25 protein-coding genes and 1 tRNA gene are annotated in these 22,851 nt (G+C 54.6%); 7 read left to right on the forward strand and 19 right to left on the reverse strand.

Translation table 11 applies throughout. From position 1 onward, the window contains the following. A complete protein-coding gene (locus ACAM_RS00565) occupies positions 1-435 on the reverse strand; it encodes an archease (protein ID WP_022540864.1) in 435 nt (144 codons plus the stop codon). Positions 436-508: 73 nt separating this feature from the next. Between ACAM_RS00565 and ACAM_RS00570 the strand changes: the two genes are divergently transcribed. From ACAM_RS00570 to ACAM_RS00585, 4 genes are read left to right on the forward strand one after another with little or no spacing between them, the layout of a single operon-like run. Further along, positions 509-1,198, forward strand: a complete 690-nt coding sequence (locus ACAM_RS00570) for an endonuclease III domain-containing protein (protein ID WP_022540865.1) — start codon at positions 509-511, stop codon at positions 1,196-1,198. After that, complete coding sequence (locus tag ACAM_RS00575; protein ID WP_022540866.1) at positions 1,162-1,719, forward strand: hypothetical protein; 558 nt, start codon at positions 1,162-1,164, stop codon at positions 1,717-1,719. Before ACAM_RS00570 ends, ACAM_RS00575 begins: the two co-directional genes overlap by 37 nt. A gap of 56 nt (positions 1,720-1,775) precedes the next feature. Next, on the forward strand, positions 1,776-3,008 hold the full coding sequence (locus ACAM_RS00580; protein WP_022540867.1) for a Cdc6/Cdc18 family protein: 1,233 nt from the start codon (positions 1,776-1,778) through the stop codon (positions 3,006-3,008). 25 nt (positions 3,009-3,033) lie between these two features. Further along, positions 3,034-3,300, forward strand: coding sequence for an ArsR family transcriptional regulator (locus tag ACAM_RS00585; RefSeq protein ID WP_022540868.1), 267 nt, complete (start codon positions 3,034-3,036; stop codon positions 3,298-3,300). On the opposite strand, the gene ACAM_RS00590 is transcribed toward ACAM_RS00585, so the two are convergent. The 7 genes from ACAM_RS00590 to ACAM_RS00620 form a co-directional block, all read right to left on the reverse strand. Further along, positions 3,278-4,027: a TrmB family transcriptional regulator gene (locus ACAM_RS00590; RefSeq protein ID WP_022540869.1), complete on the reverse strand. Its 750-nt coding sequence runs from the start codon at positions 4,025-4,027 to the stop codon at positions 3,278-3,280. The two genes, ACAM_RS00585 and ACAM_RS00590, sit on opposite strands and share 23 nt — an antisense overlap. Positions 4,028-4,148: 121 nt before the next feature. Beyond that, a complete protein-coding gene (locus tag ACAM_RS00595; RefSeq protein ID WP_022540870.1) occupies positions 4,149-5,486 on the reverse strand; it encodes a hypothetical protein in 1,338 nt (445 codons plus the stop codon). Positions 5,487-5,512: 26 nt separating this feature from the next. Beyond that, positions 5,513-6,097: a hypothetical protein gene (locus ACAM_RS00600; RefSeq protein WP_148706308.1), complete on the reverse strand. Its 585-nt coding sequence runs from the start codon at positions 6,095-6,097 to the stop codon at positions 5,513-5,515. 13 nt (positions 6,098-6,110) lie between these two features. Beyond that, positions 6,111-7,271 (reverse strand): magnesium transporter, encoded by a 1,161-nt coding sequence (locus tag ACAM_RS00605; protein ID WP_022540872.1) that lies wholly within the window; start codon positions 7,269-7,271, stop codon positions 6,111-6,113. A gap of 76 nt (positions 7,272-7,347) precedes the next feature. Next, entirely contained in the window at positions 7,348-8,088 is a 741-nt protein-coding gene (locus ACAM_RS00610; RefSeq protein WP_022540873.1) for a 5-formyltetrahydrofolate cyclo-ligase, read from the reverse strand. Continuing rightward, positions 8,069-8,791 (reverse strand): methylenetetrahydrofolate reductase, encoded by a 723-nt coding sequence (locus ACAM_RS00615; protein ID WP_022540874.1) that lies wholly within the window; start codon positions 8,789-8,791, stop codon positions 8,069-8,071. Before ACAM_RS00615 ends, ACAM_RS00610 begins: the two co-directional genes overlap by 20 nt. Positions 8,792-8,888: 97 nt before the next feature. Then, complete coding sequence (locus tag ACAM_RS00620; protein WP_158318570.1) at positions 8,889-9,758, reverse strand: geranylgeranylglycerol-phosphate geranylgeranyltransferase; 870 nt, start codon at positions 9,756-9,758, stop codon at positions 8,889-8,891. 106 nt (positions 9,759-9,864) lie between these two features. Here ACAM_RS00620 and lysS point away from each other — a divergent pair, with 106 nt between their 5' ends. Then, entirely contained in the window at positions 9,865-11,502 is a 1,638-nt protein-coding gene (gene lysS, locus ACAM_RS00625) for a lysine--tRNA ligase (RefSeq protein ID WP_022540876.1), read from the forward strand. On the opposite strand, the gene ACAM_RS00630 is transcribed toward lysS, so the two are convergent. From ACAM_RS00630 to ACAM_RS00645, 4 genes are all read right to left on the reverse strand, one after another. Continuing rightward, positions 11,471-12,262, reverse strand: coding sequence for a beta clamp domain-containing protein (locus ACAM_RS00630; protein WP_022540877.1), 792 nt, complete (start codon positions 12,260-12,262; stop codon positions 11,471-11,473). The genes lysS and ACAM_RS00630 overlap by 32 nt on opposite strands. Before the next feature lie 283 nt (positions 12,263-12,545). Then, positions 12,546-13,952 carry an aldehyde dehydrogenase family protein gene (locus tag ACAM_RS00635; protein ID WP_022540878.1) on the reverse strand — a complete coding sequence of 469 codons (1,407 nt, stop codon included), beginning with the start codon at positions 13,950-13,952 and terminating at the stop codon, positions 12,546-12,548. A gap of 202 nt (positions 13,953-14,154) precedes the next feature. Continuing rightward, a complete protein-coding gene (locus tag ACAM_RS00640; protein ID WP_232502354.1) occupies positions 14,155-14,694 on the reverse strand; it encodes a cob(I)yrinic acid a,c-diamide adenosyltransferase in 540 nt (179 codons plus the stop codon). A gap of 88 nt (positions 14,695-14,782) precedes the next feature. Beyond that, positions 14,783-14,902: transfer RNA gene (locus ACAM_RS00645), tRNA-Thr, on the reverse strand. A 54-nt stretch (positions 14,903-14,956) separates the two neighbouring features. On the opposite strand from ACAM_RS00645, the gene ACAM_RS00650 reads away from it, so the two are divergent. Then, a complete protein-coding gene (locus ACAM_RS00650; protein ID WP_022540880.1) occupies positions 14,957-15,343 on the forward strand; it encodes a hypothetical protein in 387 nt (128 codons plus the stop codon). On the opposite strand, the gene ACAM_RS00655 is transcribed toward ACAM_RS00650, so the two are convergent. The 4 genes from ACAM_RS00655 to ACAM_RS00670 form a co-directional block, all read right to left on the reverse strand. Beyond that, positions 15,340-15,723, reverse strand: a complete 384-nt coding sequence (locus ACAM_RS00655; RefSeq protein ID WP_022540881.1) for a helix-turn-helix domain-containing protein — start codon at positions 15,721-15,723, stop codon at positions 15,340-15,342. The genes ACAM_RS00650 and ACAM_RS00655 overlap by 4 nt on opposite strands. 65 nt (positions 15,724-15,788) lie before the next feature. Further along, a complete protein-coding gene (locus ACAM_RS00660) occupies positions 15,789-17,000 on the reverse strand; it encodes an aminotransferase-like domain-containing protein (RefSeq protein ID WP_022540882.1) in 1,212 nt (403 codons plus the stop codon). An 83-nt stretch (positions 17,001-17,083) separates the two neighbouring features. Next, positions 17,084-18,115, reverse strand: a complete 1,032-nt coding sequence (locus tag ACAM_RS00665; protein ID WP_022540883.1) for a type II glyceraldehyde-3-phosphate dehydrogenase — start codon at positions 18,113-18,115, stop codon at positions 17,084-17,086. Between the two features lie 13 nt (positions 18,116-18,128). Beyond that, entirely contained in the window at positions 18,129-19,376 is a 1,248-nt protein-coding gene (locus ACAM_RS00670; protein WP_022540884.1) for a phosphoglycerate kinase, read from the reverse strand. A gap of 311 nt (positions 19,377-19,687) precedes the next feature. Between ACAM_RS00670 and ACAM_RS00675 the strand changes: the two genes are divergently transcribed. Then, positions 19,688-20,347 carry an MBL fold metallo-hydrolase gene (locus tag ACAM_RS00675; RefSeq protein ID WP_022540885.1) on the forward strand — a complete coding sequence of 220 codons (660 nt, stop codon included), beginning with the start codon at positions 19,688-19,690 and terminating at the stop codon, positions 20,345-20,347. Here the strand turns inward: ACAM_RS00675 and ACAM_RS00680 are convergent. From ACAM_RS00680 to mobA, 3 genes are read right to left on the reverse strand one after another with little or no spacing between them, the layout of a single operon-like run. Beyond that, the gene (locus tag ACAM_RS00680; RefSeq protein WP_148706310.1) at positions 20,344-21,528 is read right to left on the reverse strand and encodes a molybdopterin molybdotransferase MoeA; all 1,185 of its coding nucleotides are present in this window, start codon (positions 21,526-21,528) and stop codon (positions 20,344-20,346) included. The two genes, ACAM_RS00675 and ACAM_RS00680, sit on opposite strands and share 4 nt — an antisense overlap. Continuing rightward, a complete protein-coding gene (mobB, locus tag ACAM_RS00685; protein ID WP_022540887.1) occupies positions 21,501-21,923 on the reverse strand; it encodes a molybdopterin-guanine dinucleotide biosynthesis protein B in 423 nt (140 codons plus the stop codon). The genes ACAM_RS00680 and mobB overlap by 28 nt, the downstream gene beginning before the upstream one ends. Positions 21,924-21,940: 17 nt before the next feature. After that, on the reverse strand, positions 21,941-22,789 hold the full coding sequence (gene mobA / locus ACAM_RS00690) for a molybdenum cofactor guanylyltransferase (protein ID WP_022540888.1): 849 nt from the start codon (positions 22,787-22,789) through the stop codon (positions 21,941-21,943). Positions 22,790-22,851: the final 62 nt, after the last annotated feature.

The following is a 22,851-nucleotide window of genomic DNA, read 5'->3' on the forward strand; positions in this document are numbered from 1 at the left end:
CTATATGTCCACAACGAACTGGACCTTCCAGCATCCCTCCTCCTTCTTTATCTCCATGTCGGCGTAAGTCATGGCTTTCACAATCGTCCTGTGCTCGTGCCTAGAGGGGTCAAACTCCTCGCCCCAAGCGGACGCCTCAATCTTGCACGAGTCTTCCCCACAGTCAATCTTGCAAACTCTGAAGAGGCCGAAAACCAGTCCTTCAGAGTCTGTGTAGGCTATGAGGTTCTCGACAAATCTATATAGCAGGTTCTCTAGGTCGATGCCCTCCGTACTGGCTTCTACCCTCAGCTTTGGAGAGACCCGGGAGGTGTCGGTGATAACCTCGTACACACCTTGGGCTGCGTTCTCGAAAGCCTCCTCAAGCGTCCTTCCATAGGCAACTACAAGCACATCGGCGGTATGCTCCTCATGCCTCCACCCGGCGCACTTCACTTCGACGCCACCCTCTAAATCAGTATTAATAGCCTGTGAGGCTAAAGAGCTGAAGATTGGTGTACCGAGGGGTTTGGGAAGGCGCTCCATAAGAGAAAGGATAAGCGGTGAAGAGCTGTTAAGGCTCCTCCGCAGATCCCTCAGGGTTGATTGGAGGGAGTACGTTGCTCTCGTGGCCTACGAGCTTGACGGCAACCCATTCGCTGTACTCGCCGCCATAATATTGAGTCAGAACACCAGCGACAAGAACAGTATAAGGGCTTATGAGAGGCTCCGCCGCACTATAGGAGTTACACCCGAGGCTATTCTAAGGGCTAGCTACAACGATCTAGTCGAGACTATAAGGGAGGCGGGCCTGCCTAGGCAGAAGGCCTCTGCTCTCAAGGCTCTCGCCGAGGCTGTTATCGAATGGGGAGGGGAAAAGTATCTTCTCGAGGCGCCTCCAGGAGAGTTGAGGGAAAGGCTAATGTCTATACGGGGCATAGGGCCTAAGACTGCAGACGTTTTCCTGAGCCTAGTGAGGAAGGCGCCAGGCGTTTTCGCGGTAGATACTCACGCAGCCAGAATAGCGAGGAGGTGGGGCTTGGTAGGTGAGAAAGCTGGGTATGATGAGGTCTCCCGGGCACTCTACAGCTACTTCGGCCCGGATAATAGCGAGGAAGCCCACAGACTTATCATAGCCCTTGGCAGAACCTACTGTAAAGCCAGGAAGCCGAGGTGCAGAGAATGCCCGCTGAGGAGCGTGTGCCCGAGTGCCCAATAGCCCTGGTTGTAGCGCAACCTAGGAGGCATGCGTGGGCTGTTGAGGAGGCTTGGGACCTGGCTGTCAGCATAGACGCGGAGACTTCTAGAGTTTTAGAGACGGGCTATCCTGGCGTCATACTCATATACTCATCCAGGGCTACTCCACTAGATGTTGCTAGAAGGGCTGTAGCTGTGGAGCTTGGTTTTATACAGAGACTAGTACCTGCAGTCATCTGCAGGAAGATAAGGGGGTCTAGCGAAGCCTATGACGTTGTAAAGGCTGCTCTCCTGATGCTCCCTCCAGGGACGAGAGAGGTTCTTTTCATATCATCGCTTAGGGGCTCTAGCAAGGGGTTTATTGATGTGACGAGAATTAGAGGGATAATGGAGGCTGCGGGTGTTAAGCTGGTTAGGAGGGGTGCCCGGGGGGTTGTCGATGTTGAAGGGGTAGACGACATACTCATAGCGTCGGCCGGTATTATTAGGAGGTGTGGTCTTCGCTGTACACTCGTCCACCCTGTACGCTACGACGTTAAATAGTATTATTCCGAATACTTTCGCAGTGGTAGGGAAGGCTATTCTTTGGGTGTGCGAAAGTGCTCAGGCACGGTCTTTTCAAGGATAGAAGGGTGTTCGACGAGAACTATATTCCCCCAGAGCTCAGGGTCCGTCGAGAAGAGGCTGAGGCGCTGGCTAGGATATACCTCAACAGGCTCGTCTCGGGAGCCGGATTATCTGATGTGAATATGATCTACGGCAGCATAGGTAGGGTTGGTATAGGAAAGACCACTCTGGCGAAATTTACCGCCAAACGCGTTTCTGAAGCGGCAGGTAAGGAGGGATTAACGGTTAAACAGGCGTATGTAAACGCCTTCAACGCGCCTAACCTTTACACGATACTCAGCCTCATAGTAAGGCAGACGGGCTATCCCATACAGGTGAGGGGTGCCCCGGCGCTGGACATTCTCAAGGCGCTAGTAGATAATCTATATGTAGAGAATCACTATCTCCTAGTCATACTGGACGAGTTCCAAAGCATGCTCAGCAGCCCACGGATAGCCTCAGAGGACCTCTACACTTTGCTCAGAGTCCACGAGGAAATACCCTCGAGAGACGGGGTGAACAGGATAGGCTTCCTGCTTGTAGCCAGCGATGTAAGGGCCCTAAGCTATATGAGGGAGAAGATACCGCAGGTCGAGTCTCAGATCGGCTTCAAACTACACCTACCCGCCTACAAGTCGCGGGAGCTCTACACTATATTGGAGCAGAGGGCTGAGCTAGGGCTTAGAGACACGGTATGGGAGCCGAAGCATCTAGAGCTGATAAGCGATGTTTACGGCGAGGATAAGGGTGGGGATGGTAGCGCGAGAAGGGCTATAGTGGCGTTGAAGATGGCGTGCGAAATGGCTGAGGCCATGGGGAGAGACGGTCTAAGCGATGACCTGGTGAGAAAGGCGGTCTCGGAGAATGAGGCAGCCAGCATACAAACCCACGAGCTCGAGGCTCTCAGCATACACGAGCTTATAATACTCAGGCTTGTCGCGGGAGCGGCGCTGGAGGGTATGGAATGGATAAACGCTGGACTCCTGAGGCAGCGCTATGAGGATGCCTCCCTTTCAATCTACAATGTAAAGCCGAGGGGCTATACCCAGTATCATATATATCTTAAGCACCTAACCTCCCTGGGCCTCATAGACGCCAAGCCTTCCGGTAGGGGGATGAGGGGTAGGACAACTCTCTTCAGGCTGGCACCCCATCTTCCAGCAGATAGGCTTATAGAGGTTGTGGACAGCATTATACAGGCTAAACTGGCCTCGGGCTTCGAATAGCCCCCTCGCCTCGGGTGGTCTGGCCATGGTTAAGCTAGAGGATATCATATCCAGCCGGGGAAAGCTCAAAATACTTAAAGTACTGTTCAGAAGAGGGCAGGCCAATGTAACTATGATAGTTAGGGAGACGGGCCTCCACCACAGGCTTGTCTCCAAGCATATAGAGGAGTTGAAGGCTGCAAACATAGTAGGGGAACGTCGCTACGGCCGCCTCAGGATAATATATATAAATTATGGAGAGCCTAAGGCGAGGATTCTTAGGGACATAATTAGGAGCCTCGATATTTCTTAACCGCTCTTCTAATCGTATCGACTAGAAGACCCACATAGTCCTCGTCACTTACAGCCACCCCTTTCATCCCAGTAGTACCTCCTGGGAACAAGAAGATCGCACGGCCAGAGGTGACTATGGAATCGGGGAGCGGGAGTTCTAGCCTGACGAGCTCGACGTCCTCAACGCCCACCTTGAAGTCTAGGCCCTCTGATGGGTTGGAGACGAGTATTACAGTTTCTTTACCAAGCTTAACGGCCTCGGAAGCAACAGCCTCCACTACGCTACTATGCTCGTAGAGAACATGGATTATAGTTATGTAGACGAAACCGCTATCCCGCAGAGCATCCACAGCGAGGCTTATCGCCTGATATGGGCTGTCTAGGTAGAGAGGCTCGGAAGCTCTCTCCCTAGAGGCAACCTCCCTCTCAAGCAGCTCAGCAGCCTCTATGACTTTCAGCGCTCTGCTCCTAGACTCCTCTTCTATCCTAGCTATCTCTGCAACGGCGGCCGCCCTGGGAGGAACGTACCTGTACCATCCTTCGCTAGAGGGTACTGCGAGGCCCTTAGACTCGAGGACACGTATAACATCATACACTCTCGGCAGGGGTACACCACTCATGGCACTGGCTTCTTTAGGAGAAGAGGCTCCCTTAAGTAGTGCGAGATATATTTTTGCCTCATAGGCGGTTAACCTGAAGCTCCTCTGGAGCAGGGAAACCAGGTCCTCCTCGCTCTTTCCCCCCAAGCCTTTGCACACCTACCTCAAACATTGGATATTGTCGACGGCTCTACAGCTCTCGAGAGACCTCCCACCACGTATACAGGTTTCCTCCCGGGAGACTAATAAGGAGGCTGTGGGGAGGGGACTACAAATCTTTTCGCATCATTCGGGGACACTGGGGCAAGGGGCTGTCTAGGGTTGCAACAACCACAGCAGCCCAGGGAGCCAGTGCCGCCAGGGCTGTCATAACGTTCTCAATGCTGAAGCCGCCCTTGCTTGTGAAGGAGGTGCTCTTAAGGTCTATAGGCTCAATAGCGCTCGACTCCAGTACTGTGGGTGTGACGGTGTCTCCCCTGCTGATAGGCAGCTTCTCAACCATAATATTAATAGATCTAGCTGAGGCCTCATGCTCTGACGGCGTAGGTAGTAGGCGGGCTATGTGCCTCTCCCCATCGCTAATAACGCCGACGCCAAAGCCCTCTAGCCCAATAGCAATAGACTTGTATCCCCCTAGCTCCCCCACAAGACCGGCAGTAATCCATACCATCCCCCCAGAGGCCCACGCCCCCCGCAGGCTGTAGGGTTCGGTTATGCTTACACGCCGCAGCGACATTAGGTAAAAGCCTCCATCCCCCTCCTCGCCGAGAACTCCAACATCGACCCCCGAGCCGACGTGCTCAAGTATGAAAGATGCTTTTCCATCCTCAAAAGATGTAGCCGCAATGACCCTAACAGTGTGGCTGAAACCCAGCACCATGCCATAACCCCTCTCGAGGTCTGCTATAAACCCTCTCGAATCCAGGGATCCATAGGCTATGATACTGTCCCCGTCGCTGTAGACACCAACCAGGGAGATCTTGCTATCCCCCGCCGTAACACGCATAACCTCAACTCCATCGCCCCGAGCAACCGCTATAAACCCGGGAGCTATGGGGACCGCGTCTCCCCAGGATGGGTTATTTCGTGTATAGAGCTTTGACGGGTTGTAGTAGCGGCTCAACTCCTCTTCAAGACCCCTAATGAGGAACATTTTGAATGTTTCAGTAGAGTTTTCATAGACTGCTACCACGCCAGTTCCGTCGCCCCTTATACTTGCTGCTAAGACACGATCATCACTGCAGGAGAGCCCGGAAAATGAGCCCCCTATATACACTGTCTTCACAGTGTCACCGCCAGTATAGACGACTAGGTAAGGCTCGGCCATAATGACTAAAGCAGCCGCGAACCCGTTACCGCTGCAAGCAGCCGCAGCATTATAGCCAGGTATTCTAGCAGCATCCCCGCCAATGCCGACCTGGATGCCCGAGAACAGCTCAACAACGTAAGAACCGTCAGACCCGTAATACAGTATCTGCCTCTCAGCCATGAAACCCTCAACCGTAGGCTCTAGATCGACGAAGCCCGCTGCAACCGAAGTTAGCAGCATCAAAGCTACTATGACATGCCAGGGCCTTAAGAGTCCTGCAGCCCCTATCTCCGACAAGTACGCCTACCCCCTAGCATAGAAGCTTAGACTGAAGCAGCTGAGCTTGATGCCCGCCTGCTATTAGGCCGGAGGTCCTCATCCCCTGGTTCTCCAACATAATCCAGCTCCCCCCTTCCCACAGCTATCTTGCCTTCAGGCGTTAATACAGCTATAACCCCCTTAACCCTGTAGCCGGACCTTCCACCGGAGAACTGGACCTCCTCCACTTCCAGAGGAGTGGCGCAGACAAACCCAGGGCCAGTTATGCCGGGGACCCTGGTCTCGAGGACCTCCCCTAACCTGGCCTTCGCCAGCCTATTATACGGGGGGCTGTAGCAGGCAAAACCGCCTCCTTCCTCCCAGAGGAGAGCCTCCCCGAGCCTGTAGCACGACACTTTCCCCACAGAATCCTCAACCCGGATAACCGTCCTCGCCATACGTGCAAGGTCCCTATACACCATCCATAGCCCAACCGCAGTCAAGGCGGCTGTCAAGCCGGCTATAAAAAATCCGAGGCTGGACCCGAGGATGTAGCCTAACGTCACGAGCAGGATTGTAACAATGACGTCTACCACGGCTAACGCTGCTAGAGCCATCCTATAGAGTATGCTGCATCTGAGCCTCAACACAGAGTCCACCTCCCTAGAAAGACAGTATGATCCACGCCGCTGCAGATAGTGAGAGGACGCCCATGAGGTCGATGATGCTGGTGGCGAGGGGCATCGCTATCGCATCGGGGTCGAGGCCAGCCCTTATAGATGCTGCTACCAGGAGCCACGCCAGGAGGGAGCCTACTAAAGATAAGAGAACAGCCACTACCAGAGTTGCGATAACAGTCTGTAGCCCAGCTGCGCTGTCGCCACCTGAGGCAAGTATGTACCCCACTACTCCGATGTATAGGGCCGAGGGTATAGCCCCTACGGTTGCTCTAAACATAGACGAAATCATGGTCTGTAGGTCCAGATAGTGGCCATAGAGTGATACTGAGGTTGTCGCTGCCGATGCCATGCTCCCAGCAACAGAGCCTGCAAGCTTGTTTAGCGGGGGGAGTACTGGGAGGAGGCCTGTTGCTGCAAGGAGAGGGGCGGTGATGCTGAGAATAATGCCAGCCAACATCTCAATCAGCTGAAGAGCGAGATTGCTGATGGAAGTGTCGATCGTCAACCTAACATCATATAGAGCCGCCGTGAAGCCTAGTGCTAATGAGAGCGTTACTATAGCCACCAGGAGCAGTCCAGACCCAAGGCGTGATATTGTCGAGAACGCAAATATAGCTAGTATAAGGACTACCGTGTCTATTATGCTAGTTAATATTGCGGGCAGCACGTTATCAGGCGATGCGCCAAGCCTGAGTAGCAGCACTATAAGCCCCCAGGTAAACATGGTCAACAATGATAGAACAGTTAGGAGCGAGACGAGCGCCGCTGCTACTATAGTCAGGGGTTCAAGGCCTATGGCTACCGCAGTCACCGACGAGAATATGGCAGTTAGCAGTATACCTGCAGCGGCCGAAACAGCCAGACCTCCCAGGTAAAACTCTGTGCTGGCCGCCCCGAGAGCATGTAGACTCACCGCCCGGCTGGCCTGGGACAGCATAAGGCCGCCAGCAAGAGCAGAAAGCTGTGGGTAAACCGCTAGCAACCCCCTCTGTCTTACAAGGTAGCCGGAGAATGCGGATATCACTAGCATGTTTATAGTGTCGAAGAGGTTGCCTGCGAGCAGACCGCCAGCGATCTCGAAGCTATCCCTGAAACCCCTAAGCCTCCGGCGCAGCACAGTTAGCGCCGCCGCAATGCTTGGCAAGCTACCAACACCCACAAGCCTACTAGCTATTCAGTAGTAGTCGTGGAACCCCGGTCTGCGATAGGGATTATGAATCCTACCGCTTGTACAGTTGTAGAACCTCACTCAATATGGGTATCTCCCTTAGTTTTTCGGGAGTGATCCTATCGGGCAGCAACCCGGCTGGCCTGGGAGGTCTCTCCGCAGCGCGTATTAATCTAGTTGGTGTAGAAATTATATCCACAGGCACATCGTGATCGTCCTGCGGAAGCCTGTGGGGAAGTACCTGAAGATCGTGGACTGTAGTGGCTATGGGAGCCTCCCTATCCAGCAGGGATGTCTCTAAGAGAATCGCGAACTCTAGGTCGCCGTAGCCCTCCCCCTTACCAAGCCTCTCACCCCACCGGTTCACAGCAACGCTCCCCTCCACCACGAGATCTATCCTCTCTACATGCCGGGTTAAGTCTGAGACGGTTTTGAGCAGTCTACCCGCGCGGAAGGCTCCGCGAATCGTCGACGCCAGCCTGTATAGACTCCGGGGGATGGCCGAGGGGTCTATGAGGAGGAAGCCTCTCCGCAGCCTCGGCGTGGGCATTAGAAGGAGCTTTCCCTCCTCTAAGGCTCTAAGCCTGACCCACCTCTGGGGAGAGTCGGGGTTAACCTTGATGAAAGTGGCATTCCGCCACTCGTCGAGGCTAAACAGCCTTAAAGCGGCCTCCCTGGCCCCCTTAAAGTTCGGAATCCTCCCCCACGCTCCAGGTGGTAGCGCTGCCCCAGTCTCTTCCAGGAGTCTCCATATCCTTTCCCTTATAGCCTGCTTATCGTCCCCACTCTCCATACCTCTTCAGCCTCCTGGCCACTCTCTCCAGCGCCTCGTCGTCCCCTGGAGCAGAAACAAGTATACCATCCACAAGACCCTCAGAAGATAGCTTCCCCGCCAGATCTAGGGCCTCGCCCTCAGGATACATAATAGATGTTATTCTCCCCTGCATGTGCTTCACACTCCTCTCTGTTGCTATGACGAGATAAGCGACAACCTCCCCTTCGTAGGCTTCTCTAATCCTTTTAAGCTTCCAGAGATAGTGCTTCGAGGTGTTCAGCACGAGTATGAAGTCCGGGTTTAGCTGAAGTCGGTCAAACATCTCCTGAACACTCTTCCTCAAGCTCACTATGAAGCCTAGTTTAACTCCAAACCTCTCCCTATATCTAGCAGCTATCTCAAAAGCCTCCTCGGGCTTCAAACCCACCTCCCGGCCTAGAGGATCCCCCCTAAGCAGGACTATGTGCGAGACGCCTAGTGACGACAGCGTTTTTATGGATGCTCTCAGGCTATGTCCACTATAATCTACCGTCCTTATATGGGCGACTATACGGTCACCGCCCACCCTGCATGATAGATAAGACGCTGCTATTGGAGATGAGAATGCTACGCCGACGGGCTGATCGGGGATATCAATCTTGTCGGCGAAGCTTAGGTATTTAAGCGCTTTAGCCGCCATCTCCAACCCATATATAGGCTTCAGCTCCACCCACACTTCCACAAAGCCCCACCCCTAGTCCGCGCTTTCCCCCTTATCGCACGCTGGTGTCGACGAGTAGCCTGGCCTGGCACCCATATAGACGTCGATATAGACACCTTTAAATTCCAAGCGTGCCAAGGGCGAAAGCCACTAAACCCAGGAGCATATAGCCCAGAACCCTGTTCTTGTGAGCCAAGACATTATCTCTGGATGGATTTCTAACTATTAGTATAACCTCCCGCACCACAAGTATGGTAAGCAAAGCTATGAGCGGAGTATAGAGGAGAGGGTTGACGAGGCCATATACTAGGGGTATGTATCCCAGGGCTGATGAGGCGAGGTAGAGGATTGAAGCTATAACAACAGCAGCCCTCTCGCCTAAGGATACAGCCACAGTCTTGACACCAGCTGCCCTGTCACCTTCAACGTCGGGCACCCCCTTCGCCACCTCCCGTCCAAGCACAGCTAGGAAAACCATAGCAGAGAACACTAGCATCGGCCCTTTGACACCGCCAGCCTCAAGGGATGCATAAATGAAGGGTGCTGAGACCAGGGCAGCCACAACGATGTTACCTGGAAGGCCCGTTCTCTTGAGGAACCTATTGTACATTAGAGATAATATAAGGCCGGCCAGGTAGAACGCAAGTGTAATGAAATCTACGTATGCTGCCAAGATCAGTCCTGTAGCCGCCAGGAGTACTGACAACAGTGCCGCCTCGGACCTGGAAATCCTGCCAGCCGGAAGCGGCCTGTTAGGAGCATTCACCTTATCTATCTCGAGGTCTATTAAATCGTTGGTAATCATGGCGACTGATGATAGACAATAGCCTGCTACCGACACTGCAACAAGCTCGAGAGGCGTTAAGCCCTCGAAGGACCATCGAGACGCTATACCCAGTGCCAGGACTATTGCAAAGCTGACCATCAGGGAGTTTACAGGCCTCGTGATCTCCACTGCAGCCCCCAGTCGACCCAAAACGCCCTCCAACCCTGGCCCCATGAGAGTGTGGAGCGGATGGCTAGAGGTTTATTTACTGTTTAGACGCTCTCCTGACTAAAGGAAATGGTAAGATGTGTACGGAGGTTTGGGGCCATTGGCCGTACACTGGGTAGACAAGCTGGTTGAAGAGCTTGAAGCCAGACTCAAGAGGAGGGCTAAGGAGGAGTATGTATTCAACGGTGGACTCAGCGTCAGCGGCTTGCAGCATGTGGGAAGGCTAAGGGGCGAGGTCCTCCTGGGCGAGGCTGTTAGGAGGGAGCTAGAGAGGAGGGGCTTCAAAGTAAAACAGCTACTAACCCTATACACTGTAGACCCCTGGAAGGGCAAGGATGAGCAGAGGAGTGAATTCCCCGACCCGGAGGCCGCTAGGAAGTATGTAGGCTGGCCCCTCGATAAGGTGCCCGATCCTAGGGGCTGCCACCCGAGTTGGGTAGAACATTTTTGGAGCGATTTCGGGCCCTACATTAGAGTGTTTACCGATGGCAAGATAGAGGTGGTCACCACTAGAGAGCTGTATAGGGGGAGGCTCAAAGAGTTCATAACACGCATGGTTTTACCGCGCAGGGAGGAGATAAGGAGGGTTATAAACAGGTACAGAGGCCGTAAGCCCTACAAGGAGGGCTGGATACCCCTTGAGCCACGCTGCGCACGGTGTGGTAGGATAGATTCTACGGAGGCTCTAGAGCTTCTAGAGGGTAATAGGGTTAGGTATAGGTGTAGCCACTGCGGGTATGAGGGGGAGGCCAGTATTGAGGATTCAAAGCTGAATTGGAGAATAGAGTGGGCCGGCGTATGGTGGAGTCTCAGAGTCGATTTCGAGCCCTACGGTAAGGATCACGCAACCCCTGGTGGGAGCCGGGATAGTGCGGCTGAACTAGCCAGGCTCCTAGGCTTCGAGCCTCCAGAAGGCGTCTGGTATGAGTGGGTGTCCCTCAGGGCTGGCGGTAGAGAAGCCGACATGAGCAGCAGCGGCTTCACAGGCATAACCCCGAGGGAGTGGCTTGAAATAGCGCACCCCCAGATCCTCAGGTTCATATACTTCCTCCACCCGCCTACGAGGCGGGTTGTTATAGACCTCTCAGAAATCCCGAGCTACTATAGCCAGTACTACAGGGCAGAGAGGATCTACTTTGGCCTGGAAGAGGCGTCTAGCATCGAGGACACCAGGTACCTAGCCAGGACCTACGAGCTAAGCCATCCAACAAGACCGCCTAAGAACCCGCCATCCCAGATACCCTACGGCCATGCAGCTATAGTTGCCCAAGTCGTAGGTCCTGAGAGGCTCGGGACAGAGGGTCTGGAGAGGCTTAGGAGGGCCGGGCTCCTAGATGATGACGAGTATAGCATCGAGTGGGCCCGCGGACTACTGGAGAAGGCCTATAGGTGGGCTAGAAGGTATGCACCCAAACACCTTAGGTTCGAGATACCTCCGAAGCCGCCAGAGGATGCTTTGAGGAAGATAGAGCGGCCCGAACTCCTAGAGAAACTCGCTGAGGTCCTGGAGGGTGTGTATGAGTGGAGTGAGGAGGAGATTAAGCAGGCTCTCATAAAGTTTGGAGAGGGTATGAGCGGGGGGGAGCGCAGGAGGTTCTACAGGGACTTCTACCTAGCTATAGTGGGCAGGCCCGAGGGCCCCAGGGCCGCGCCCCTCCTAAGCCTTATGGAGCGAAGGTTCGTTGTAGAGAGGCTAAAGACGGCTGCTAGCCTGTCGAGGGAGCTAAAAGGTAGGTGACCCTGCTGCCGTCCGGCGATCTAAACACCATCATCAACGGCCTGTCGGTGGAGAACGACAGCTCTATACTCTCAGCTATCTTAGCCACGCCCAACATCCTCTTCAGATAGCTAACATCATACCTACTTGTGGCTGGAGCCTTTACATCAAGATCTATCAACGCGGGGCTCTCCCTCGTAAGCCTGGTCTCGACCCTCCTCCTCTCAGTGCCAATGCTCCTTATCGAAAGATAATCCTCGCCAGCGTCGAACTCGACAATATCGCCTACGAGCTCCACATCACGCAGCGTCTTCTTCACGACATCAGCTATGACGGTCGCCGTGGCGTCGAACTCGAGGGAGATTTCTTCGGGAACATCCACTACGACCTCCAGATTGGGGAGGAGATACCTCCTAAGAACCACGCTCTCGACTATGAAGAGCACTTTATCCTCACTGACCCTCACCTCAAGCTGATCACCCTTCTTCGCCCTAGCTACCACCCCCTTAAGTGTCTCCATGTTAACACCAAGCTCCACTCGGTCGACATCTCCTGATATGCTGAAGTCGAAGAACGATGAGGAGGGAATCTCAATGTCGACAAGCGCAACCCTAGCCGGGTCCATCCCTCTAAGCATTAGGCCTTCCCCGGTTATTATGAACAAACCCTCGTCAAGAATCTTGGACACGCTGTCGACAAGCTCCTTGAAAACCTTGGCCTCATACCTGAACATAGCTTTATAATCGGTAAACTCAGCCTCTAGAGTGGACTCTGAGGACACGCTAGCACACCCCATTATCGTAATGTGGATACCTCTAGGCTAAATAAGGGAGCCTACACAATTAAAAGACTGGATACTCCCTGGGGCCCTATGAAGAGTACGCCATCGCCCGACTGCATCAAAATCCGTGGGGGAAGCCTGTCCCCCTAGAGGGCCCCAGGGGGCAGAGGCGGCCGCCCTCTCCATATAACCCAGCGATCGAAACCCCCTCCTTTCGAGGGGTCATAAGCCCGAGCGTCACGAGGGATAGACAGGGTGGAGGGACTGTGATTTGCGAAGGCTTCTACCTATATGTCTCCGCCTTCTCTTTCTTAGCCAAACTATAATACGGGCTCTCGAGTATGACACCCTCCCCACGCCTCTCGGGTGTTAGACACGCCGACAATATAAAGGAGCCCGGTGTAGGCAGCTCGCCGCCAGGTGGAATCGGATCCACAAATACCTCCAGGCCCGATAGCCTCTCGCCTAGAGCCCTCAGGCTGGAGGAGCCTAACTGGAATGCTAGGACGTCGCTAGCCCCGGTCATGGCCGCTATACTAGCGGCTTCCTCCGGACTTGAAACTGTTACTATTGGTAAAACCGGGAACCGAGGATCCCTTGAAAGCACCACAGGATCCTTTACAACGCCCTCAACCACAGAGGGCCAAACATAACGGCCCTCCCTCCTGTACCCTGTGGGCACGACGCCACCCATACCCTCAATGTAGTTCACATACTTCTCAGACGCCTCCGCAAGACCAGGCTTTATCAAGGGTCCCATAGCGGTAGAGGGGTCTGACGGGTCTCCCACTCGGATAGACTCCGCGGCGTCTATCAGCGCGTCCACCTCGTTCCTGGATAGCCTGCCCACGGCTATCACCCACCCTATGCTGCCGCAAGCCTGGCCAGCGTGGAGCGCTCTACCATACATTATAAACCTGGCTGTAACCTCGTCGAGAGAGCCCGCTGAGACTATGGCCACCGATCGGCCTCGGCTGGCTATGGTGCCCGCTCTCGCGATAGCGGCCTTTGAGGGGCATGTGAAGATTATAGATTCAGACCTGAAAACCCTCGATAATCCTAGCAGAGACGCGCCAGTAGTGTAGACCATGTTAAGACCATCCTCCATGCCTAGGCGGGAGGCCGCAGCAGCCACCAGCGTTGGAGCGAGAGGCGCCTTGCGCGGCGGCTTCAGCAGGACACCCATGCCCCTCTCTGCAGCTCGGTAGAGAGAGTACACAGTAGTGTAGAGTGGCATAGTGTAGGAGGGGAGCGCTACTAGAACTCCGCGGAACCTGCTTTCCCCCAAACCAGCGGCGGACCTCAGAAGCTTCAGTGAAGCCTCGACCTCTAGCCTCGCCTCAACTCTAGTCTTACCCGTATCCAGCACTAGAATATCGACAAGAGTCTCGTCAGCGTCAGAAAGCTCAGCCTCTAGGGCCTCGAGAAAACCCGGCTCAACAGCCTCGCCAGGGGATATCTCCCACAGGCTAGGAGATGAACCGTGCTCGGATATAGGGGTCTTCAGAATAGTTGCATAAAAAAGCCGGGAGCCGTCTATGGGCGTGTCAATGCTGAACGCTTCCTCGCCCTCGGCAAATCTACCCTTCACAATACTGTGGAGGACAGGCTTCCCACCCCTCGCATCAGCGGAGAAGCCGTACGATTCGAGAGCCTTTAGGAATGATTTAACTACCCTAGTCCTCTCCAACACACAGAACCTCAAATCTCCATATTACACCCTGAGGGAAATAGGCTTACACACAACCCATTTACTTCCTGTAGAGGGCCGGGCTATATCTCTATCGAGACGGGCTAAAGACCTCCACACCACGGGGCCCGTCTCCAGGAATGCTAGCTGGCCGCACAAGAATAATGCGGGTCTAGCATGTGAGCTAGTGGTGAGGACCTCCCTAAACCTCCTCTAAACCGCCTTCAGCCCTTGCAAGGGCTATCGCCATAGCGAAGAGGGCGTCGCTAGCTCTGTTGATTATCTTCAGAACAAGTGGATCAACCGTGATACCGCTCTTTACGGCGCTAACAAGCCTTCTCTCCGCCCGCCTGACAGCTGTTCTGGCCGTGTGGAGAGCGGCAACCTTGGGGCTACCAGCAGGGAGGATGAATCTTCGGAGAGGTTCGCCATAGTAGCTGTCGGCAATTCTCTCTAGCTTCTCGAGATCCTCCTCCGCCACCTTAGGCTCACGCGATGAGAGAGTGAATCCCACGTTAAAAAGAAGCCTCTGGATCCACTTGAGATCTCCGTTCACCCTTGCATCTAGACCCTTGGATGATAGGAAGCTCCTCGCAAGCCCGATTAGGCTGTTAGCCTCGTCCAGAGTGCCCAGGAACTCGATAAGCGGATGGTCCTTGGGAACCCTCACAGGCTTCCCTCCCTCACCCAGGGCAAAGCACCATGTCTCCCCCGAGTCTCCAGATCTAGTGTATAGATGCACCAAGACAGACAACCCCCTGTTCGCATTCACCTACTAAGATTGTGGCTCGGGAACGATTTAGGCTGTTAGTATGGAGGCGTGGGTGCGGTGGAGCCGCCGGCGGGATTCGAACCCGCGACCACCGGCTTTCCCGGAGGCTCCACCAGGTGGAGGCGACCTCGGTGCACACCCGTACGAGGCCGGCGCTCTACCGCTGAGCTACGGCGGCCCTGGTTTACACATATGCATCTGGGGGTTTAAGAGTTATCTACGGGTTGCTGGCTTGGCTGGTGATGTTTGGAGGCCGCCATTCTCGACGGGGAAGATTGTGGAGGATTATCGCCTCCTCAAGCTGTACCTTGAGGTTGCTAGGGAGAAGGGGAGGGAGGATCTCGTCGATAAGGCTTTGATATCGGAGGAGGATGTAAACCTGCTCCGCAGACTCTCCTCTGCCCCCGGCGTGACTGCCGAGGACCTGGTTAACGCTTTGGAGGAGAGGTTCTACGAGCGGGTCGATCCGGATATAGCTTCAGAGGCTCTTTCGAGGGCTGGCATAAATTTTGATGGGGATACCGCCAGGAGGATTATAGCGAGGATACTCGCAGGATGGCTGGTGGAGATGGGGGAGGAGCTGAGGATGTATAGGCTAAGGAGGTCGTGGGAGGCTTAGGGGCTGGCTAGGCGTGTACTCCTCCTCACGCCAGCCAGCCTCATCCTCGCAACACTCTCCTCCAAGGCCTCAGCGAGCAGCCTACCCGGGAGCCTCTCCTCGATAATCCAGTCTACGAGGCTCCTGATACTCTCGGCGAGGTCCTCGGATATCGCTATAGCTATCTCCTCCTTCTCTTCTCTCGACGCGATCTCCAGGGCCTTGGCCACAGTCTTGTCACTGGGGTGAGTGGCCCCGGATATGTACTTGGCTATAGCTGCTGGAGTCACCCCGAGCTCGCTTGAAAGCTCCCTATAGGACCTTGTGGACAGTAGTATCGCTATTATCTTCCTCCTCGTCTCCTTGCCTAGCATGTGGACGAACAGCAGACCCTCTTCCAAGGGCGTCTCTACACCTATGAGATGGTCGGGTGGTGGGAATGTTTTTAGGGGAAAAGTACTGTAGATTAGCTTAACACCTCTTTAACCAGTCTCGAGAGTATCGCTATCCCCTCGGGTATCTCCTCCTCTCTGTTGAAGCTATAGCTGAGCCTGGCAGTATTTCTGCCTGCACCCTGGGTTACGTGGAATGCGTCGCCGGGGACATATGCTACACCACGCTCAACCGCCTTAGGCATTAGAGCCCTCATATCCACGCTCCCGTTTATCCTTATGAATATGAAGAACCCCCCAATCGGCCTCGTCCACGTCGCCAGCCCATCCATATTCTCCTCGAGAGCCTGGAGCATCAAATCCCTCTTCCTACGGTAGATCGATACCGCTCTCGAGATAACCTTGTCGACAATACCCCTTTCTAGCGCCTCCGCAGCTATGTACTGGTCCAGAGTGCTGGTGTGTAGATCCACAATCTGTTTCAAGAGCTCCATTCTAGAGGCGACTTCGGGGGGAGCAAGTGTGAGGCCTAGCCTCAGGCCTGGGGCCAGTATCTTGCTGAAGGTTGTCATATACACGACTCTGCCCTCGGTATCAAGTGCCTGAAGGGGTATCTCTTCACCCGTCTTCTCGAAAGCAATATGGCTGTAGGGGTCGTCCTCCAACAGTAGGATGTTGTAGGTTGAAGCCAGCTGGAGGAGCTCCCTTCTCCTGTTAAGAGGCATTGTGGTGCCGTTGGGGTTGTTGCACGTGGGGTTAGTATAAACGAGCTTGGGCTTTACACCCTCGCTGTGTAGCCTCTCCAGGGTTTCGGCTAGCTTACTCGTATTGAGACCCTTATCATCAACGGGAACGGGTACTATTCTCGCTCCCAGGGCTTTAAACACGTTTATGGCAGCTAGGTAGCCCGGCTCCTCCATAACAACAGTGTCCCCCGGCGAAACCGTGGCGAGGGCTGCGAGGAAGAGCGCCTCCTGGCTACCCGTGGTGACTAGAAGCTGTCTATCCCCGGTTTTCAAACCCATCTTCTCTAGGAACGAGAGTGCTCTCTCCCTGAATATGGAGACGCCCGGCGTAGGACTATATTGTAGAGCCTTGTCACCCAGCTCGGATACTATATTCCTAGCTATCTCCGCTATCTCCTCCCTCGGGAAGACTCTAGGGTCTGGAAGGCCGCCTGCAAAGCTTATGACCTTTTTGCCCTCAGTGAGTTTAAGCAGCTCCCTCACATCCGACGCTCTAAACCTCCTAGTAATGTCCGAGAAAAGTCTGTTATAGTCTACCAAGACGCTGCGCACCGTAGTGTAGATTGTAAAGAGGGGAATTTATAACGGTATCCCCGGCAGAGCCTATACCCCTCGGACGAGTTTTACCAGAGGGTTTTCCTGAGGCCCAGGCTACCGTCTGTGGCCTTCAATGTCTCCTCGAGTGTTAGGGGTGACGATGTCACAGCCCTTATAGCATCTATGTTCTCAGGCACCACTATAGACTCCTGGTGGACAGCCTGGAACAGCATCACTTCATTCCCATCCACCGCCACGCTCTCTTCGAACACAACCAGCTCCGGTATGTCGTAGCCCATCCTTGATAGCCTAGCGGCATCGACAAGCTGTGATGTCGACTTTATTCCAGTGTCTCCACTGCTCACAAGCATTATGCGGGGTGCAGAGGCCAGTATCTCAAGGACATCCCTCTTTTCAACAGCCTTGGCGAGCCGCAGGGTAACGTGGTGCATGTGCATGAACGTGGTGGGCACGGCTACAGCTGCAGTCTTGATATCAAGCCATGGAAGCACTGTTTTCACGTCTACAGCGTGATGGCTAGGCAGGCTAGGGGGGTTTAGCACTATAGAGTCTATCGGCCCCTTCTTCACCTCTTTAGGGTCGGCGCCCCTTCTCACGAGAACAGCCCTAACGCTCTCAACACCGAACTCCCTGTTTAGGGTGCATATCAGCCTGAGGAGTCCTGTTGTGTTGCATGAAACGACCCTTAGACTCCCCCTCCCCTTACTCTCCTCATAGTTGCATAGGGTGCTGAAGCTGGCGTCGGCGACGTCAGGCTTTTCGCCACCCTGGTAGATCTGCCTCACACCAGCCTCCCTGTAGAGGGGCTTATTCTTAGCCCCCTGCCCTTCAGGCGTGGCGTCAACAATAACATCCACCCTTGAGAGAAGCTCTCTAAGCGTACCTGCAACCTTTATCCCCCTCTTCTCAAACTCCTCGGCCTCCCTGGATGTGGGGGTGTAAAGTGGTATTCCCTTCGAGGCGGCGTAGAGTGCAGCATAGTCGGGGGTCCTCTTGACGACGCCAACAAGCCTCATGTCCTTCTGCAGCGTTACCGCGAGGGCAACTCTCCTGCCTATAGTTCCAAAACCGTTCACGCCAACCCTTATAGTAGACACTCGACAACACCTCCTAAACCAGTTTAAATATCTTAGCCGAGTCTACTAAGGCTTTAACCCCGGGTAGGGGCCTGCCCGATAGATAATATAGTAGGGCGCCGCCTCCCGTGCTCAAGTGGCCCACCCTACTCTTGAGATGGTCGGGGAGCTCTCTAAGTATGGCTCTGAAATGGCCTCCACCGAAGACTGTGTAAGCGCCCGAGGAGAGCGCGGCTTTCACCAGCTCAACAGTTCCACGCCTGAACCTGGCGTCCTCTATTACTCCGGCAGGGCCGCGCATCACTATCACCCTTGCCCCCCTCATCTTCGCACCGAAGTATTCTACCGTTGAGGGGCCTATGTCCTTCGGCACACCCTCGGTTAGCTCGTCGGCGGGCTTTATGTACGTCTTGTCACCCACCTCAACGACAAAATCCAGCGGGGCTCTAACTCTTCTCCCCTCCTCAACTATCCTTCTAGCCTTCGTGATAGCCTCCTCGCCCCCCTTCCTCGCCAGGAGGTTGGCCACATCTCTCGTAAGCCTATAGCCACGGGCGTATAGAAAGAGGAGGCCTACGAGACCTGTTGTCAGCACCTCGTCAGCTACGCCCGAGGATGTTAGATAGTCTACTATCTTAACCGCGTCCTTCAGCTTGGCGCCGCCCAGCACAACGACTTTCGGCCTCTCACCCGAGGTTACCGCACGGTTCAGCGCCCTGATCTCCCTCTCCAGAATCCTCCCGCCAGCCGAGGGAAGCACGTAGGGGAAGCCAACTATGCTAGCCTGGCTCCTGTGGGATGCTGAGAAAGCTTCGTTAACGTATATGCTCGCCAGCTTAGAGAGCCTGGAGACCATTATCCCCCTAGCGTGGACCCTGCCTTCCGCCTCAATATAGTCCTCGCTTACAATCCTCGTGTTGTCAAGCAACACAGCCTCCCCAGGCCTCAGGGAAGCCACCGTCCTAAGGGCCTCAGGTCCAACCACGTCCATAACAAAGCCAACATCAACTCCAGAGTGCCTGGCCAGTAGAGAAGCGTGCTTCTCGAGGCTGACAAAATCATCCTCGAGAGGCCTCCCCTGGTGGCTGAGAGCTACAACCGCTGCCCCTCTGTCGCAAAGCTCCCTCAGCGTCGCTGCAGCCTCTACTATACGGGAGTCATCGAGTATTTCACCATCCTTCCCGACAGGGCTGTTGAGGTCAAACCTTACTATGACCCTCTTACCCTTCACGTCAACATCATCGAGAGTTGCAAACGCCCCGCCCATATACTCTAGAGGCACGATTATTCACCCCCTCTCTAGTAGCACTATCATGAGATTTCCATGAAGGGGGCGCCGCAGCACTTGGAGACGGCGCCGTAGGAGGGCCTCTGAAGATGTTAACACCCGCGACGCGCCTCCCAGTTTAAGCTTGAGTTGGATCCTGAAGGGTTTTTATCTTACCCGGGCCGTTGTGGGCAAGTGTTAGGAGGCTACATTAACACCTCCAACAGGAAGCTGAATATAACCTGTTTACGCGCTCGATAGACGCCGGACAAGTGTCTGCGGCTAAAAACCCAGCACTGTAAGATTATACTGGAGGGGAGGACCCCTTGGCCGTCAGAGTTGAATGGTGTTATCACGCGTATGTGGTGCTGAAGGCGGGGGATGCGGTGCTGGCTATAGACCCTCATGACGGGGGCAGCCTAGGCCTCCCCACCTGCAGGGTAGAGGCTGACTTTGTACTTGTAACACACGATCACTTCGACCATAACGCTGTAGAGATAGCTAGGGGGCCTAGGACTAGGGAGGTTCTCAAGCAGTTCTACGGCTCAAAAAGCCTCGGACCGTTCACCGTGACAGGGGTGAAAGTCTACCACGACAAAGCCGAAGGGAAACTGCGGGGGGAGGTGGCGGCTTACAAGGTCGAGGTTGAAGGGTTAACCTTCGTACACCTGGGAGACATAGGCCACATTATAACGTCGAGCAGCCACCCGGAGCTGTCGAAGCCGGACGTTCTCTTCATTCCCGTAGGAGGTACATTCACAGTTAATGCTGCTGAAGCTTGGAAAATCGTTGAGAACTTAAAACCCAGGATAGCCGTGCCCATCCACTACTGGATGCCAGGGAGTCATCTACCGTTAGACCCCTTAGACAGGTTCCTGCAGGTAGCTAGGGCTGGTAGGCAGCCAGTTGAGAGTAACGTCCTCGAGCTGTCTCCCGATAGCCTTCCCGAGAAGACGACGATCTATTATTTCAAAGTCCAGCCTTAGGCGGGCTTCTTTAGCATAATAGCGTTGACCAGGGACCCCTTGCCGTAGACCCCAGGTTGAAGTATGGCGTAGGCGTCTGCTTTCGCCAGCTCCCTGCAGAGCGCTACACCCCACTCTAGGGGCTCCACACCGCCATCCACCATTCTAAATAGTACTGCCGAGGGCATCCTCCTCTCAAGCCTCAAGTCTTCCGCTAAAGGTATTGTCAGGCTTCTCAGGAGAGGTTTTCCGGTAACCGCCTTGAGAGCCCTAAATAGAGTCTCATGCAGTGATACAGCCGCGCTCACACAGCCGCCGGGCAGCATGGCAACTAGCTTTTCTCTAACTACAGCCAGCCCCCCGCGCTTAACAACGCTAGCCCCAAAGCCTGGAACCACTAGCCTGCCAATCCCTGCGATAACAGCCTTCAGAGAATCCCTCCTCCCAACGCTGCTCCCCCCCACTGTAACTAGTATATCGGCCATGTCGAGAGCCCGATTAACAGCCTCCTCCAGCTCCTCTCGAGAGTCTGAAACAGGGGGCAATAGCCTCGCCTCGGACCACCCTCTAAGCAGTCCCTCCACCATGGGGCCTATGTAGTCTATTCTTCCACCGTTTACAAGAGACTCCGGGTGGGCCAGCTCTGATCCTACCGGCATTACAACGCTTTTTATTCTATAAACACTGACCCTCCTTATACCCGCCTGGAGCATAAGGGCAGCCGTATAGGGTGTTATCACATCGCCACGTGATCCCAGCCTATAGCCTTTGGCAACGAACTCGCCGGGCAGGAAAACGTTCTCCCACTTTGACACGGGTGCTGAGACATATGTGAAACCATCCTCAGCACGGGCCGCTTCACGCCTGACTACAGCATCGGCGCCGGGTGGAAGAGGGTCTCCAGTGTCAACAGGTACAGCATCCCCCGGGTGTAGGGGTCCCCGCGTCTTGAGGCGCAGCTTCGCGCCAGCCCTAGTGTCGGAGGAACGCACCGCGTAACCGTCCATAGCAGCAAGGGGCTCTTTAGGAGTATCAGCGGGGCTCTCGACGTCCTCGGCTAAAATCCTACCTACAGCAAGGCTGGTAAATATGGTCTCCGTGTCCAGGGGCAGGTTTATCCTGAGAGAGTCTATCCTCCTCCGCGCTTCATCTACATTAAGCAGTGCGTAGGGATTCACAGCCTCCTCCCCCCTGCTAGACACTTTTCAACAAACTCGATAATAGATGCCTCAGCATCTGATAGTCCAGTTGTCGACAAGTCGACTCTAAGGCCTCCAAGGGATAGGTGCTTGAAACCCTCAACAACAATGACATCCACTCTTGGAGAGAGCTCTCCCAGAACATCACTAAAAGTTAACCCCCCGGTGAACACTGCAACCTTCTCCCCATCCCCCTTAACCACCACCGAATATCTTGCCCCCGCCTCCTCAAGAAACTTCCAGGAATCTTTATTCGGCGTGTCTATATCGTGGTGGGTATGCTTAACAACGCCAACCCTAACACCAGTATCACTCAGCCTCCTCACAACCCTCACTATAAGAGTAGTCTTCCCCGAGCTGGTAGGCCCCACAACCTGTACTATACAAGGCACCCCCACGTATCGCCAACCCCCGCCTAACAGCCGGAGCAGCCTAGTGTTGATACTGATTGGAGAAGGCTAGTCATTAATCCCAGTCTAGAGGCATCTTTCAGCGCGTGGCTAGCTAGCCTCTGGAGTCCAAGGTTTCGGTATAGCTTATACTCTGCCTCGATAGCCAGAGCAGTGTAATAGTCCCCAGTCGAGGCGGATATACTGAACAGTGTGGAGTGGCCCTCGAGGATAATGTAGCCTTCGGCCGGCACGGGCACTCTCGAGGGTCTTAACAGGTCTTGGGGTGTGTTTACAGTTGCAAGCGCTAGTGGGTTCCGCGTTTTTGATGAGCCTAGAAGAACGACGGGGTCCAGGGTTCTCAGAATGGCTGTGGCCCGCTTCTCTCCCCTCCAATGGCAGGCGGTGTAGGCGGCGTGGAGCAGCTTATTCCTTGGTGCAACAAGGAAGAGGGGATGCACAACACCGTCTCCCGAGAAGTATGAGGCGCCGGAGTCCACGGCTTTAGAAGCATTGTAGAGCGGCTCCAGATCTTTCCACGAGGCCCACGGAGCATCTACAGGCATAAAAACTAGAGTGCTATAGTGGTTTAAAACTGCGGCTGATGTGAGAAATGCTCTAAGAGGTCCTCCACAGGGGGCCTGCTCTACAAGATCAACTATAACCCTACTGGGCCCCACAAGCCTGGAAACCGGCCGCTCGAGCCGAGGAGATACAGAGACATACACGTCCGCAGGCCCGCTGGAAAGGGCTTCGACAGCCCTTTCAACAAGGCTCACACCGTCAAGCATAGCGAGGGCTTTCGGCCTTCCGAATCTCCTGCCCACGCCGCCGGCTAAGACCACGGCGGCAACATCGCCGGGGATAATGTTCACCCCCAAGCCTCCGGAGTTCCCTACGGGTAATATCGGGTTTAAGCTATATAGGCTTCACGAGG

This window comes from Aeropyrum camini SY1 = JCM 12091, assembly GCF_000591035.1.
Taxonomy (GTDB): domain Archaea; phylum Thermoproteota; class Thermoprotei_A; order Sulfolobales; family Acidilobaceae; genus Aeropyrum; species Aeropyrum camini.

Bases quoted from the DNA above. Each gene is read 5' to 3' on its own strand.
- ACAM_RS00575 (WP_022540866.1), top strand. From the start codon at position 1,162: ATGCCCGCTGAGGAGCGTGTGCCCGAGTGCCCAATAGCCCTGGTTGTA.
- ACAM_RS00585 (WP_022540868.1), top strand. From the start codon at position 3,034: ATGGTTAAGCTAGAGGATATCATATCCAGCCGGGGAAAGCTCAAAATA.
- ACAM_RS00610 (WP_022540873.1), bottom strand. From the start codon at position 8,088: ATGGAGAGTGGGGACGATAAGCAGGCTATAAGGGAAAGGATATGGAGA.